This is a genomic window from Corynebacterium suranareeae (assembly GCF_002355155.1).
Classification (GTDB): Bacteria; Actinomycetota; Actinomycetes; order Mycobacteriales; family Mycobacteriaceae; genus Corynebacterium; species Corynebacterium suranareeae.
The window spans coordinates 1,563,591-1,577,797 of the sequence record NZ_AP017369.1; the positions used below are offsets into that span (position 1 = coordinate 1,563,591).

The 14,207-nt window shown below is 52.0% G+C and carries 12 protein-coding genes; 7 read left to right on the forward strand and 5 right to left on the reverse strand.

Annotated elements, in window-relative coordinates:
* Window positions 1–9 precede the first annotated feature (9 nt).
* A complete protein-coding gene (locus tag N24_RS07390) occupies window positions 10–948 on the reverse strand; it encodes a WcbI family polysaccharide biosynthesis putative acetyltransferase (RefSeq protein ID WP_231910929.1) in 939 nt (312 codons plus the stop codon).
* A gap of 58 nt (window positions 949–1,006) precedes the next feature.
* Here N24_RS07390 and N24_RS07395 point away from each other — a divergent pair, with 58 nt between their 5' ends.
* The 6 genes from N24_RS07395 (at window position 1,007) to N24_RS07420 (ending at window position 8,003) form a co-directional block, all read left to right on the forward strand.
* The gene (locus tag N24_RS07395) at window positions 1,007–1,942 is read left to right on the forward strand and encodes a glycosyltransferase family 4 protein (RefSeq protein WP_231910931.1); all 936 of its coding nucleotides are present in this window, start codon (window positions 1,007–1,009) and stop codon (window positions 1,940–1,942) included.
* Window positions 1,939–3,048 (forward strand): glycosyltransferase family 4 protein, encoded by a 1,110-nt coding sequence (locus tag N24_RS07400; RefSeq protein WP_096455679.1) that lies wholly within the window; start codon window positions 1,939–1,941, stop codon window positions 3,046–3,048. Before N24_RS07395 ends, N24_RS07400 begins: the two co-directional genes overlap by 4 nt.
* Window positions 3,045–3,980, forward strand: a complete 936-nt coding sequence (locus N24_RS07405; protein WP_096455681.1) for a glycosyltransferase — start codon at window positions 3,045–3,047, stop codon at window positions 3,978–3,980. Before N24_RS07400 ends, N24_RS07405 begins: the two co-directional genes overlap by 4 nt.
* Window positions 3,981–3,987: 7 nt before the next feature.
* Window positions 3,988–4,737: a glycosyltransferase family 2 protein gene (locus N24_RS07410; RefSeq protein ID WP_096455683.1), complete on the forward strand. Its 750-nt coding sequence runs from the start codon at window positions 3,988–3,990 to the stop codon at window positions 4,735–4,737.
* Window positions 4,738–5,329: 592 nt separating this feature from the next.
* Complete coding sequence (uvrB, locus tag N24_RS07415) at window positions 5,330–7,429, forward strand: excinuclease ABC subunit UvrB (RefSeq protein WP_096455685.1); 2,100 nt, start codon at window positions 5,330–5,332, stop codon at window positions 7,427–7,429.
* 130 nt (window positions 7,430–7,559) lie between these two features.
* On the forward strand, window positions 7,560–8,003 hold the full coding sequence (locus N24_RS07420; RefSeq protein WP_096455687.1) for a universal stress protein: 444 nt from the start codon (window positions 7,560–7,562) through the stop codon (window positions 8,001–8,003).
* A 658-nt stretch (window positions 8,004–8,661) separates the two neighbouring features.
* On the opposite strand, the gene N24_RS07425 is transcribed toward N24_RS07420, so the two are convergent.
* Window positions 8,662–9,054: a winged helix-turn-helix transcriptional regulator gene (locus tag N24_RS07425; protein WP_096455689.1), complete on the reverse strand. Its 393-nt coding sequence runs from the start codon at window positions 9,052–9,054 to the stop codon at window positions 8,662–8,664.
* A 104-nt stretch (window positions 9,055–9,158) separates the two neighbouring features.
* On the opposite strand from N24_RS07425, the gene N24_RS07430 reads away from it, so the two are divergent.
* Window positions 9,159–10,004: an SDR family oxidoreductase gene (locus tag N24_RS07430; RefSeq protein ID WP_096455691.1), complete on the forward strand. Its 846-nt coding sequence runs from the start codon at window positions 9,159–9,161 to the stop codon at window positions 10,002–10,004.
* On the opposite strand, the gene N24_RS07435 is transcribed toward N24_RS07430, so the two are convergent.
* From N24_RS07435 to N24_RS07445, 3 genes are all read right to left on the reverse strand, one after another.
* On the reverse strand, window positions 10,001–12,268 hold the full coding sequence (locus tag N24_RS07435) for a HelD family protein (RefSeq protein WP_096455693.1): 2,268 nt from the start codon (window positions 12,266–12,268) through the stop codon (window positions 10,001–10,003). The genes N24_RS07430 and N24_RS07435 overlap by 4 nt on opposite strands.
* 189 nt (window positions 12,269–12,457) lie before the next feature.
* Entirely contained in the window at window positions 12,458–13,372 is a 915-nt protein-coding gene (locus N24_RS07440; RefSeq protein WP_096455695.1) for a DoxX family protein, read from the reverse strand.
* 221 nt (window positions 13,373–13,593) lie between these two features.
* Window positions 13,594–14,196, reverse strand: a complete 603-nt coding sequence (locus N24_RS07445; RefSeq protein ID WP_096455697.1) for an MBL fold metallo-hydrolase — start codon at window positions 14,194–14,196, stop codon at window positions 13,594–13,596.
* Between the last annotated feature and the right edge of the window lie 11 nt (window positions 14,197–14,207).

Sequence of the window (14,207 nt, forward strand, 5' to 3'; positions counted from 1 at the left end):
ACCACATTTCTAGATCAAACCTAGCAATCTCAGTCGCTGCGCATGACGTTTCATCCCTGCCTTCAATACCTCTGGGTGCTCACGGTAGAACGCAAGCTGCGCTTGATGGATATCTTCGGAGGGGAGAGGATGCCACGTCTCACGTCCCATCACCGTTATACCTAAGGCGAGGGCAGCACTGGCATCTATCGGCGCATTCAAGCCGCCCAGTAATTCACGGCCAGGATCTTGCACCTCACCAGATACACCGATGGCTGACAGTACCTGATATGCGAGAAATTCCAAGGTGCTGTTGTCAGGATGGTTAATGGTATGCCATATAGGCCAGGTTTCGATGAAGTCCGATACCCTCACCGTGCCATGAGCCTTTTCACGCTTCCGCAGCTCCGCGATGCTCATCTTGGCCAGTTCACGCAGACTTTCCTCCTCTATGGAAGACACAGCTGGGGCGTCGATTCCTCGTGATGCAGCTACTAGAGTCCGCAGATCGTGGTAAGGCACAACCGGCGGATTGAGAGACGAATCGTTTGGGGAGCGGATGATAGCCTGATAGGGCATGAGGCCATCAAAACGCAATACTGGGAACCTAACCACACTGCCACTATCTGGCAGAAAACGGGCCAACTGGTCGGTGCCACAGGGCAACCCCCGATAATTATCGTGCACCGGCTGCATGATCAGAATATCGGTGGTCTGCAACACCACCCTAATAAGATCGATATCTTCGTTGGTCCATTCATGGATGGCGGGGATACGGAAAGAATTCACAGCTCCGGTGGAATCAAGGAGTATGCGCAAGGATTCCGCCTGGCAGTTACCAACTACAGCTATAGTGGGATTTTCACTGATTTGGATCGGAGCACGAAGTCGGTAGAAGTCTGCGTAATGGCGACGGCGAGCCACAGTAGAAGGTTCCAAAAGCTCATTACCAAATGCCTGCGTATTCATTAAATATAATATTACAGGTTATACAAGACGATTCGCCCATATCTAGAAAGGTGGTGCTGTGTCAATCAAAGTGCTGTCCATCCCGGCAGGCCATCCATACCCGCGAGCGTTGCAACCCGTGGGGGGATGGGAAGAAATCACAGTGTTGCCAGATCCAGTGGTGACCCCTGATAACCCAGAGCAGTGGTGGCCCCACCCTGCGTTTACACCTGAATGGTGGATCAACTCACAGAAGGTGGATGTGGTTCATGTTCATTTCGGGTTTGAACATCTTACCTTGGAACAGACCAGGCAGTTCACTGAAGTGCTCGATCGCAATGGTATTCCGTTGGTGCTTACGATTCATGATTTGGATAATCCCCACCTGACTGACCAGAGCAATTACCACGAACAACTGCGCATTCTTGCTCGGGCTGCTACTCATGTATTCACGCTTTCGCAGCAGGCAGCGGAGGTCGTCTACAGGCGTTATGGCAGCGCTGTAGAGGTGACGCCACACCCCGCGATCACCAAAGGTCAGCCACACCCAACTACTAACCGCTCCGGGGTGTTCCTTAAATCGGTGCGGGCCAATGTCATCACCGATCCGGGGTTTTATCGCGATCTAGGGGCGGAGATCTACATCCATGAGAATGGGCCATCGGAACTAACCAGTATGGCCGATCACGTGCACATGCCCATGGACGATCAAACATTGCACAGCACGATCGCTCGACACCGAGTGGTCGTATTGCCATATAAATGTGGAACCCATTCTGGCTGGTTGCGTATGTGCCGCGATCTCGGCGTCAGCGTGGCCGTCCCGGATTGTGGTTGCTATGCATCTCAGATGCCGGGAGATGACGGTGTGGCTACCTACCGCACCGGTGACGGCAAAGATGCAGCTCGCGCTGTGGCAATGCTAGAAAGCTGCTACCCCGCGCGTCCACACCCGGTGCCAGATGTCAGTGACCAACATCGTCACGTTTATCTCACTGTAGCGGGTAAGCTATGAAAATTGCTGTTGTTGCACCGGGGCGACACCCCATTATTGAACCCTATGCCGGTGGCCTAGAGGCATACTGCGGCATGCTAGCCAATAGTCTGCGCAATCGAGGGCATGAGGTGGACTTGTACGCCCCGGCTGGGTCGGAGGGACATGTCCGTGATTTCGAGTTCCCCAGACCAGATTGGCGGTTCACTACCGCCGAGGAAAACGATCACGCCTATCCGCCTGGGCATTCGGAACAGGAGGATCGGGCGTTCGCGCGTCTGCGGGCGCACCTTGAGGCAAGCAACTACGACGTGGTGCATAACAATAGTTTGCACCCGGAATTATTGTTATCACAGACCCTACCCCTGGTTACTACCTTGCACTGCCCACCGGTAGATCGTATGGCAGCGGTGGCGCCGGAATCGAGGAGCGTTTTTACCGCAGTTAGCAACTCTACCGCCGCCAGCTGGGCTCTGCCTGGAATTCAGGTCATTCCTAACGCGGTGGATAGTTCTGTCTGGCGAGAGGGGCCTGGAGGTCAGAGTGCTATTTGGTTTGGACGTATTGTGCCGGAGAAGGCACCGCACTTGGCTATAGACGCCTGTCGCAAGGCTGGAATACCACTAACGATTGTGGGCAGACGTTCTAGCCCGACCTATTGGGCAAGCGAGATCCTACCGCGTCTGGGCAACGATGTGGAGTGGATCGGAACACTCAATCACACCCTACTGGCGGAGCGGGTTGGTCATTCTCGCGTCGCGGTGATCACCCCGGAGTGGGAAGAACCCTTCGGGTTGGTCTCCATCGAGGCGATGTCTTGTGGCACCCCAGTGGCGGCATTTGCGCGTGGCGGGATGGCTGACGTACTAGATGCCTCACCATGCCCGTCGGTACAGGCTGGTAACGTCGAAGCGCTCGCTCAGGCCATTCGTGATTCGAGGTTCGTCGACCGCACAAGGGTTGCCCATTATGCCCGTGAAAATTATGGGATAGCTGCTTTCCTCGATCGCTACCTCGCGGTGTATAGAAAGGTGACAACAGAGAGATCGGACCCGAGAAAAGCTCCAGTCACTACCGGAATTGTGTCCCGTACCGCCGCTTTTGCCCATGAGGAGGTCCAGCGATGATTGGCATGTATGCACACCACAGCGGTAGCGGGCACCTGCACCGCGTCCGCTCAATTTCTAGACATCTGAATGAGGAAACTGTGATCTTTTCCTCCGCACCGGGCGCGGATATTCAGTTGCCCTTGGACACTGACCCGGATAATCCCACCCCCCGGGATCTGACGGCTGGGGGAACTCTCCATTGGTCGCCTTTAGGAGTACCAGGACACACGCAGCGTTTGGCGCTTATTGCCGCCTGGATCACCAAGCATCGCCCCCGCGCATTCTATGTAGATTGTTCCGTCGAGATCGCTAGCTTCGTACGTCTCATGGGCATTCCCGTAATTACGATCGCCATGCCAGGCTTTCGCCATGATCAACCCCATCAATTGAGCTACCACCAGGCAAGCGCCATAATCGCTGCATGGCCGGACTGGGTTCCCGTACCCACTCACCTGATCGCCCACGTGAATAAGCTCCACATGGTTGGTGGTATCTCTCGCTTCGAACCTCCGACGAAGTCATGCCAGCGGTCCGGTGTGATAATCCTTCGTGGTGCAGGCGGTGATGACTTTGATAGTCATACCTGGCCGGAGGCCACGGTGCTTGGCGGAGATAGGTTTGTGGATAACCCTATTCCACTGCTTTTGAGTGCTTCGGTAGCGATCGCAGCGGCCGGACAGAACTCCGTAGCTGACCTTGCCATTACTAGAACTCCTGCAATTATCCTCCCGCAGGACCGTCCTTTCGGTGAGCAGAGCGCCACCGCAAACACGCTGGCTCAAGCCCGGATTGCAGTAGTTCCCACCAGATTCCCGGAACCGGGAGAATGGGAGGTGTTGTTTGAACACGCGAGGAATAGAGCAGCGAACTGGCGCCTCTGGCAAGCCGAAGGTGCAGCTGAAAGAGCTGCAGCGGTGATTGAAAATGTGGCCAACGTGGAAGGAAATTAACCAGAATATGAAGTATGCGGTAGTGACCATAGCTGATGATTCACGACAAGAGCATGTGGACATGCAGCTGGAAGGATTGAAGAAATGGGCGCAAGGTACTCCACACTACCGCGGCTATATTGCCACAGATATGAACCTGGCGCGTGCCCGCAACGAAGTGGCTGCTAGGGCTATGGAAGACGGGGTCGAGCTACTGATTTTCCTTGATGCTGATTGTATTCCGGGGCCCTTCTTAATACCTTTCTACGTCGAGGCTGCGCGTAACTGGCCTGATGAAGTACTCTGTGGTCCGGTCACCTACCTTCAGGAACCTGACGATCGGGGATATCAATTAGACACTTTGCTGGAGTTGACTAACCCCCACCCAGCGCGTCCGAACCTGCCCGCAGGGCAGAGTAGGTTAGGGACAGAAGACGAGTGGAAGTTATTTTGGTCGCTTTCCTTCGCGATGACCGCTTCCGCATGGCAGGATAGCGGAGGCTTTGATGAGGGTTACGTTGGATACGGAGGCGAAGATACTGATTTCGCGTTCCACCTCCGGGCGCAGGGTAAAAAATTGCGCTGGGTGGGCGGAGCCCACGCCTATCATCAGTGGCACCCAGTATCCTCTCCACCAATCGAACACCTCGACGATATCTTGGCTAACGCGACGCGCTTCCACTCCATCTGGGGTGTCTGGCCCATGGAAGGCTGGCTGTTGGCATTCGCTGAACGCGGGTTGGTGAAGCGTGGTGACGATGGCTGGGTGCGCACCTAAAGTGACACCTGTCGACGCTAAACCTCTACATCTGAATAGCATGTTCTAGCTGGAGTGGGCATCACTGCAACTTTGCCTGAAAGTTTTTGAAAATCGACCTGAATCCGGGCAGTGATATGGCCCGTCCGGCAATCAGAAACTTTCTCTAGGAGACTCTGAATGGTCTAGCTCAGCAGAATTATGCTTGATTGATCGTACGTTTCGACATGATTGGCATTCTTCCGACAATGAATAAAAATGCGAACTGAATATAGGGCTTTGTACTTTTCTCAATACAAACCTCTCTGGTCTATGAAGAGATAACAACCAGAGATCTCAGCGGTTGCGGTTTATTCTCCCCTTCAAGTGGTGTGTACCACGCAGTAGATTACTGTCGCATCAGCTGCCAGATAACATTCGGCAGGCTGAATCGTGTGCCAATGGTTCGGGCTTCTTAATTCGTATGGAATCATTAGGGTATTCGATGCGAATTCTAGGAATTTGCCACAACGCTATGTGTGAACCAAAGGGATCAACCGTCGATAAGCGTTTGCTTGCGCAGTGATTTACTGCGAGCCGCAACGTGTCCACCCTGTGGCGTATCCTTGGAGGCATGGCTTTTGCTGCTGAACATCCTGTCCTGTCCCACTCTGAGCACCGCCCGGTTGGTGAGATCGAGCGAAGCGATGACAAATTTGAGGTTATTAGTGAATTTGAGCCTGCGGGTGACCAGCCTGCGGCTATTAAAGAGCTCGATGAGCGCTTAGACCGTGGTGAGCGGGATGTGGTGCTGTTGGGTGCTACCGGTACGGGTAAGTCCGCGACGGCGGCGTGGTTGATCGAAAAGCAGCAGCGTCCCACTTTGGTTATGGCTCCGAATAAGACGTTGGCTGCGCAGTTGGCTAATGAGTTACGGCAATTGTTGCCCAATAACGCGGTGGAGTATTTCGTGTCTTATTACGATTACTACCAGCCAGAAGCGTATATCGCGCAGACTGATACTTATATTGAAAAGGACTCCTCTATTAATGAGGATGTGGAGCGCCTGCGTCACTCAGCAACGTCGTCTTTGTTGAGTAGGCGAGACGTCGTGGTGGTGAGCTCGGTGTCGTGTATTTATGGTCTGGGTACTCCGCAGTCTTATCTTGATCGTTCCGTTGTGTTGAATGTGGGCGAGGAGATTGATCGGGATCGTTTCTTGCGCCTGCTGGTAGATATTCAGTATGAACGCAATGATGTGGGCTTTACTCGTGGTGCTTTCCGCGTAAAAGGGGACACCGTGGATATCATCCCGGCATATGAGGAATTAGCAGTACGCATTGAGTTTTTCGGTGATGAAATTGATGCTCTGTACTACATTCACCCTTTAACTGGTGACACCATCAGGCAGGTAAATGAGATCCGTATTTTCCCAGCTACGCACTATGTTGCAGGTCCAGAACGGATGGAAAAGGCTGTTGCGGATATTAAGGCGGAGCTGGAAGTTCGTCTGGCTGACCTGGAAAACCGCGGAAAGTTGTTGGAAGCACAGCGCCTTCGGATGCGTACCGAATATGACTTGGAAATGATCGAACAGGTTGGATTTTGTTCAGGCATTGAGAACTATTCCCGCCACATTGATGGACGTGGAGAGGGGACAGCGCCGGCCACGCTCATTGACTATTTCCCAGAGGATTTCCTCACCATCATTGATGAGTCTCACGTAACTGTCCCGCAGATCGGCGGCATGTTTGAAGGCGATATGTCACGTAAACGCAACCTGGTGGAATTTGGTTTCCGCTTGCCTTCTGCACTGGATAATAGGCCGTTAACCTGGGAAGAGTTTGACGATCGTCGTGGTCAAACAGTATTTATGTCTGCAACCCCAGGAAAATTTGAGATGGCTGCTGCCGACGGCGAGTTCGTCGAACAGGTCATTCGCCCAACCGGACTTGTTGATCCAAAGGTCACTGTGAAGCCAACCAAGGGGCAGATCGATGACCTAATCCACGAAATCCGCCAACGCACCGACAAAGATGAACGCGTTTTGGTCACCACGCTGACCAAGAAAATGGCTGAGGATCTTACCGATTACTTACTGGAAAACGGCATCCGCGTGCGCTACCTGCACTCTGATATTGATACATTGCAGCGCGTGGAATTACTGCGTCAGCTTCGCCTAGGTGAATATGATGTGCTGGTGGGTATCAACCTGCTGCGTGAGGGACTTGACCTGCCCGAAGTTTCCCTCGTAGCAATCTTGGATGCCGATAAGGAAGGCTTCCTACGCTCCACCACCTCACTGATCCAGACCATTGGCCGTGCCGCCCGAAATGTGTCCGGCGAGGTGATCATGTACGCCGACAAGATCACCGACTCCATGCAATACGCCATCGAAGAAACCGATCGACGCCGTGAAAAGCAAGTTGCCTACAACAAAGAACACGGCATCGACCCACAGCCGCTTCGAAAGAAAATCGCCGATATCCTCGACCAGGTTTATGACAACTCCGCCGAACCGTCTGGCCCCTCCGCCTCAGGTGATGCCGCAGTCGTGGCCAAACCAGACGTCTCCAGCATGCCTGCCAAAGAAGTACAAAAGCTTATCGACGACCTCAGCGCCCAAATGGCTGCGGCCGCACGCGAGCTCAAGTTCGAACTGGCTGGGCGACTACGTGATGAAATCTTCGAGCTAAAGAAAGAATTGAGAGGTATCAAGGACGCCGGCATCTAAGTTTGGTTGCTCACTTAAAGCCCCGAATTTGGCACTTAAGCTCCAACTATTTTGTTAGACTAGAACACTAATTACAGACATCCAGAGACTGAGATTTTTAGCCTCTGCCATAAGTATTTGGGAAGGTCACATGAGCGAGAATTACAGCAAGATTGTCGTCGGCACTGATGGATCTAAATCATCCCTCCTAGCGGTTGAACGAGCAGCGCGCATTGCCGCAGCTTTCGACGCCACTTTGATCATCGGATGCGCATACTACGAAAGCAAAGAAGAAGCTTCTAAGACTCTGCGCCAGGACTCCGTAACCATCCTGGGCGATGATCCTGCTCGTGAAAACCTCGACAAGGCATCAGAAAAAGCTCGTGCGGTTGGTGCGAAAAACATCGAGACCGAAGTTCGTCCCGGTACCCCTGTTGAGGCATTAATGGCAATCGTTAATGATAACCAGGCTGACCTTCTTGTCGTTGGTAACCGTGGCATCAACTCCCTGACTGGCCGTCTGCTCGGATCTGTACCTGCAGATGTTGCACGCCAATCTGATTGCGACGTGATGATTGTTCACACCGTGAGCTAAGATCTCCCCAAAGTTAACGCCGGTACCTTCCTCCCAGTTGAGGAAGGTACCGGCGTTATTTTTTATGGTGGATTACGTTGACGGCGGGTTCGGGGATGAGACTGGTGAGGTGTGCTGGACCTGACCAACACAAATCCACTAGGATCCGGAAAATAGTTGCCATAAAAATACGCGTAAGCGTTTATCGCATGTTTAAAGCCTTGAGTTTTTTTGGATGAGCTTTGATATGTGCTTGACCTTGAAAACCCGTTAAAAGCGCTTCTGGGGAGGTATGACCTTTTCAAGGTAAGGGCTTAAATTTAAGAGTGACCAAACCAGGCGACCCAGAATCTATAAAAACTCAAATGTTGGGTCTGTGTGTTTGGTATTGACAGCGATATACCAAACCAGCAGACCCGCAATCTTCGAAAACGTGATTTCTGGGTCTCCTGGTTTGGTCTTGTGCCACCTAGTGCGCGAACACCTAAAACCACACGAGGCATACAGTTATTTCAGCACTAATTAGACCCAATTCGGGTGGTCATTCCTCGGGTTAAATTTTGACCCACGACTTCAAAAGTCTTACCTTCCCAGCAGTGCGTTTAAAAGGTTTTGAGTTACTTGCCCATACAAATGGAGCGTTAAATGTGACCATCAGTTTTCAAATCTCACACGGGCCTCATTGATTTTCGTGTTGCTTATCAAATTCCTCTTGGGCTTTAAGGACCTGTTCCAATTCGGATTCCACAATGCTGACCAACTGCATTAGCGGCTTTGCCAGCTTTTTTCCAAGGGGTGTTAAGGAATACTCGACATGAGGTGGGATGGCGCTGTAGATGGTTCGGGTGACCATGCCGTCACGTTCTAATTGGACCAATGTTTGTGACAGCATGCGGTCACTGATGCCTTCAACTTTGCGACGAATCTCTGCAAAACGCATGGGGGAGTCGCTTGTTATTAATGCCACCATGGTCAGCGATCCCCATCTGCCAGTGACATGCTGCAATGCGCCACGTGAGGAACACATGGAAGAAAAGACGTTTGCTAGCTGCTCTGTTGGGGAAATAGACATGTGCTAATCCTATCTCCAAAAGAGCTCTAACGAAAGTATTGCACTTATTTTTAGTTAGTGCTATCTTGAAGTGCGTACCGTAACACACACGAGTGGAGTAGAAAATGCGTATTGCAGTAACCGGAGCAACCGGCGTATTGGGTGGACTTGTCATTGATAGCCTTGTAGAAAAGGGCGTTGCAGCCTCGGATATCGTCGCAGTTGTCCGAAATGAAGAAAAGGCGGCAGACCTCAAGGCACGTGGCATTAACCTTGGTGTCGCAACTTTTGAAGATGAAGCAGCTCTGACTTCCGCTCTGGATGGTGTGGAACGACTGGTGTTTATTTCGGGCAGTGAGGTCGGCCAGCGTGTTGCTCAGCACACCAATGTGATCAATGCAGCTAAGGCAGCTGGCGTGAAGTTGATTGCCTACACCAGCTTGCTCAACTTGGAAACTTCTGAATTGGCGCTTGCTCCAGAGCATGCTGCAACAGAAAAGCTGCTGGCAGAAAGCGGTATTGACCATGCACTGCTGCGCAATGGTTGGTACTGGGAAAACTATGCAACGTCAATTGATGCAGCGAAAGCTACCGGAAAGTTCTTTGGTGCTGCCGCCGGAGCAAAGGTCTCTGGTGCTGCACGCAAGGACTTCGCAGAAGCAGCTGCAGTGGTGATCACCAGTGAGAATCAAGCGGGTAAGGTGTATGAGCTAGCAGGTAGACCAGCTCTTACTTACCCAGAAATCGGTGATGGAATCGGAGAAGTCATTGGTAAGCCAGTGGAGTACGTCAACCTCTCCGTTGAAGAATACCAGCAGGCTCTCGAACAAGGTGGCGTACCAGCTGAGTTCGCAGCAATTCTGGCGGGCATGGATCCGATCATCGCCCAGGGTGCACTTTACTCAGAAAGCACCGATTTGCAGGATCTGATCGGTCGCCCAACCACCTCTGTCGTCGAGGCTCTAAGTTAATCTCCAATAATTGTCAGACTCTGCGTTGCACGGGTTACCGCAACGTAGAGGTCCTGCAGTCCTTGAGGAGATTCTTCAACAATCCCAGCAGGATCAACCACGATGACGTGGTCAAACTCTAACCCCTTGATGTCATCCACAAGGTAGAAATCTTCACTGTGGTGCGCGTGTGAGGATATGACAGCGATAGTTCGCTCTGCATCCTCCGCGCGCAATTTCTCGATCACAGCAGGTACATCAGTATCGATCGGTAATCGAACTACCTCACGCCCTGATTCCCGAATGGCCGTCGCAGGTGCGATGTCTGGATTAATCTGATCCAACAACTCATTGGCCACCGTCATGATCTCAGCGGGGGTGCGGTAATTAACGGTTAGCTCGTGGTGCCTAAAACGCTTTTCGACGAAAGGCCACAGCGATTCTGCCCAATCGTCAACGCCTGCAGGCGAACCAGTTTGAGCAATATCGCCTACCAACGTCATCCACCGGGAGGGGCTACGCCGAAACACCATGCGCCACTCCATCGGGCTAAGTTCTTGTGCTTCATCGACAATAACGTGACCGTACGCCCACTTGTGATCAGCCTGAGCTCGTTCTGCCGTGGTGCGATTATCGGTAACTTCTTGGCGCTGGGCAAGTGTTTCAGCGTCGATGACGTCGAATGCAGAAAGAACTTCAGCTTCTGTGACATCGTCAATATCTGACGATTGGGAGGAACTTAAAACATCGAGAACTTCCTGTGCATCTTCAATTTGTTCCCGCCACTGAGCTTCCGCCTTTTCGCGAGCTTCTTCAGGATCAGGCAACCCAATTAACAAGGCTAACTCATCTAAAAGTGCAGCATCTGACGGTGCCCACGGATCTAGCTCACCACGCAGCAATGCAGCTTTAGTTTCCTCATCATAACCGTGGGCTGCCACCTCAATCCGCTCTGCCGACGTCAACAGTTCTTGCAGCACGTCCTGCGGGCGTAACTCCGGCCAAAAATCGTCGATGATGGACTGGAGGGCCGCGTCGTCAAGCAAATCATCATGCAGCTGGTCGATGTCAGCGGCAGACAGCAAATTCTTGCCGCCCAGCGGATCCGCACCAATGGTTTCCGCCATTTGGTGTGCGAGCTGTTCAACCAAATGCTCGCGGAAAATCGGGCGCGCAGAATTGTGCGATTGCCTGGCCCGACGAGCACGCGTGCGCGATCTTGCAACAGTTTTCTCATCAATGGAGATATCAATGCCATCGACGGTGACTACAACAGTTTTTTCAGGAAGCACCTGATATGCCTTGACGGCCTCGGCCAAAATATTGGCCATCTCTTCACTGCCTTTGATTTCTCGAGTCAGTGAATTTTCCACGCCAGTGGGAACTACACCGGGAAATAGCTCACCGACGGTAGATAAAACGACGCCAGTTTCACCAAGTTCGGGCAACACGTGAGAGATGTATTCCAAGAACGTCTTGTTTGGGCCAATGATCAACACACCAGACTTAGCCAACTGATCACGCCAGGTATAGAGCAGGTAAGCCACGCGGTGAAGCGCTACGGCAGTTTTGCCAGTTCCGGGGCCACCTTGGACAACCATGACGCCACGAGTGGTATCGCGGATGATTTCATCCTGCTCACGTTGAATTGTTTCCACAATATTGCGCATGTGGCCACTACGCGCTTGCTCTAAAGCTTGGTGAAGTACAGATTCAGAGCCAACACCGCCTTGCTCAATAACGTCGGTGGTATCGCCAGATAAAACTTCATCATCAACACCTGTGACTACTCGGCCGCGCGTGCGGATATGACGCCGAATGTGTACACCCTCTGGCGCTACCGTCGTTGCCAAATAAAATGGCCTGGCCATGGGGGAGCGCCAATCCAACAACAAGGTCCGGTAATTGTCTTCTCGCACGTCAAGACCCATGCGACCGATGTATCGGCGATCAAGGCCTGGTTTGCCCTCAACAGGATTTTCTGCATCCTCGGGGTCGGATTCGACATCGATCCGGCCAAAAACCAAACCAAGCTGCGCCAAATTAAGACGATCGAGTTTTTCATTCAGCCCGTGATATTCGGTTTCGCGACGCACGAGCGCTTCTGGATCCGGGTTTGATGGGTCAACGTCTTTCATTACCTCCGAAAGCCGTTGATTGGATCTAGTGACCTCATCATCTAAGCGGCCAAAGAGAAGATCGACATAAGCCTGTTCGTGGTTTATAGCGGCGGTGAGGGCGTTTGGGGCATCTGAATCAGAATCAGATTGCCTAATGGTGGTCACTCTGGGAGACCTCCTGTTTCCAGATGTAGTGCAGTGAACAAAGTGTTTGAGTGGAAATAGATACAACACTTAAGAGCTATCAATCATTCCAGACATCACATGAAGGGGTGTAATGAGTTAAAAAACCGCCACGCCATCCCGGCGATTCGGGGCAGCGTGGCGGAGAATATTACTGAAAAGTGTGAGACCTTACAGGTCGATCTTCTTCAGTTTCTTTTGAGCACGACCGATTGCCTTATCAGCTTGCTTTTGCAGCTTGTCGTATTGCTTGGTGGCCTTCTTATTAGCGCGACCAGTGGTTTCTTCAGCAACCTGGAGCGCAAAGTTGGCCTTGTCCTGAGCCTTGCCAGCAGCCTTTACAGCAGACTTACGAGCAGTCTTTGCGTTAGCCTGTGCAGCTTCCAGCCAGTCACCGCTGTTGTCCTCGAGGTAGGAGGTTGCCTTGTGTGCGTAATCGGTGACGGTGTCCGCTACCTTATGAGCAGTTGAGGTTGCAGACTTAATCCAGTCATCTTTGTTGTCTTCCACGTAATCCTGCGCGGTGTGAGCGTACTCGGAGACCTTTTCGGTGGTATCAGCAAACCAATCAGAGGCCTTCTCGCCGAATTTCTCGGTCTCAGACTTGGTTGGCAAAGCCTGCTGCAATTGCTTCTTACCGCGCTTTGCAGCATTGGTTGCACGCCACTTCACACCTGGCTTGCCTTCAGTATCCACAGAAGTGATAAATAGACCACCAAGAAGGGCAACATTGGTGAGGAAACCGTTACGGCGGTTGCGCTTTTCCTCGGCATCCTGGGTTTCCCAGAACGCATTACGAGCCAAAATGGTAGGCACGGTTAATACTGCAAGGGTTGCAGCAGAGGTGCGGGGCGCGCGACCGATGGCCAGCAATGAACCAGCGCCAACCTTGGTGCCACCGATGATACGGGTGACTAATTCAGGGTCTTTGGAAATGCGCTTTGCGTACTTGCGGGGCAGCACATAACGGATGCGATCCAGAACTACCTGTGTGCCTTCGACGTGTGCGCTGGAATTCAATACTGTTTCTGCGCCATCTGCGACGTAGACCGATGCAAGCATTGGTCGAGCGAGTTTGCGGATCATTATGGTGATGCTCCAATCAAAATACTGTTGTCCAGTGGTTTGCCTAGTGTGACAACTGGATTAACTTCAGATTTTTTCTCTAAAATCCGATCGTACCTAGGTTATGACCAGAGTGTCGGCAGGATCGAATCTTTTGCAGGAAATTTTCAGAAAACTTAAAAGATGGCGCATTTCTTCTTAGCGCTTAAAGGGGTGGTGGCTAGTTACCAACGACTGGCTAGTTACCAACGACGCTCCCACCACACCTCAAGCTGCGGGCGTTCTGCGCCGAGAGTGGTTTCATTGCCGTGGCCTGGCCAAACAATGCTTTCATCGGGGTAGGTGTCAAAGACGCGTTCTTTTACATCGTTAAAAAGGCGAACAAAATCACCTTCGCTGCTGGTTTTTCCGAGACCTCCGGGGAAGAGGCTGTCGCCTACAAAAAGGTGGGTTTTGCCATCAATCTCAGCAGTAAGCATTGCGCCGCCAGGGGTATGACCACGTAAAATGCTGATGGGGAATACAAAGCCTTCAAATTCAATTGAATCACCATGATGTAGCTCGACATCAACAGCAGAAGGCAACGCCGGAACTTCTAAAAATGGAGCGTAATGCGTGGCTCCTGTTTTGTGGAGTATCTCAGGCAAGGCACGAACATGGTCAGCATGGCGGTGAGTGGTGAGAACCTTGGTGATGGTTACGCCAGCATCTTCAGCTAACTTGAGTAGAGCAGGTGCGTCATCTGCGGCATCAATCAAGAGACCTTTGCCATTTGCTGCCAAAAGGTAGCAATTGTTGTCCATCTGGGACACGGAAACATGATGAAGAGTTAAGTCTGTAGTCATGTGGTTCAGAC

Coding starts and splice junctions, on each gene's coding strand:
- N24_RS07390 (WP_231910929.1), bottom strand. CDS start 948: ATGAATACGCAGGCATTTGGTAATGAGCTTTTGGAACCTTCTACTGTG.
- N24_RS07400 (WP_096455679.1), top strand. CDS start 1,939: ATGAAAATTGCTGTTGTTGCACCGGGGCGACACCCCATTATTGAACCC.
- N24_RS07405 (WP_096455681.1), top strand. CDS start 3,045: ATGATTGGCATGTATGCACACCACAGCGGTAGCGGGCACCTGCACCGC.
- N24_RS07410 (WP_096455683.1), top strand. CDS start 3,988: ATGAAGTATGCGGTAGTGACCATAGCTGATGATTCACGACAAGAGCAT.
- uvrB (WP_096455685.1), top strand. CDS start 5,330: ATGGCTTTTGCTGCTGAACATCCTGTCCTGTCCCACTCTGAGCACCGC.
- N24_RS07420 (WP_096455687.1), top strand. CDS start 7,560: ATGAGCGAGAATTACAGCAAGATTGTCGTCGGCACTGATGGATCTAAA.
- N24_RS07425 (WP_096455689.1), bottom strand. CDS start 9,054: ATGTCTATTTCCCCAACAGAGCAGCTAGCAAACGTCTTTTCTTCCATG.
- N24_RS07430 (WP_096455691.1), top strand. CDS start 9,159: ATGCGTATTGCAGTAACCGGAGCAACCGGCGTATTGGGTGGACTTGTC.
- N24_RS07440 (WP_096455695.1), bottom strand. CDS start 13,372: ATGATCCGCAAACTCGCTCGACCAATGCTTGCATCGGTCTACGTCGCA.
- N24_RS07445 (WP_096455697.1), bottom strand. CDS start 14,196: ATGACTACAGACTTAACTCTTCATCATGTTTCCGTGTCCCAGATGGAC.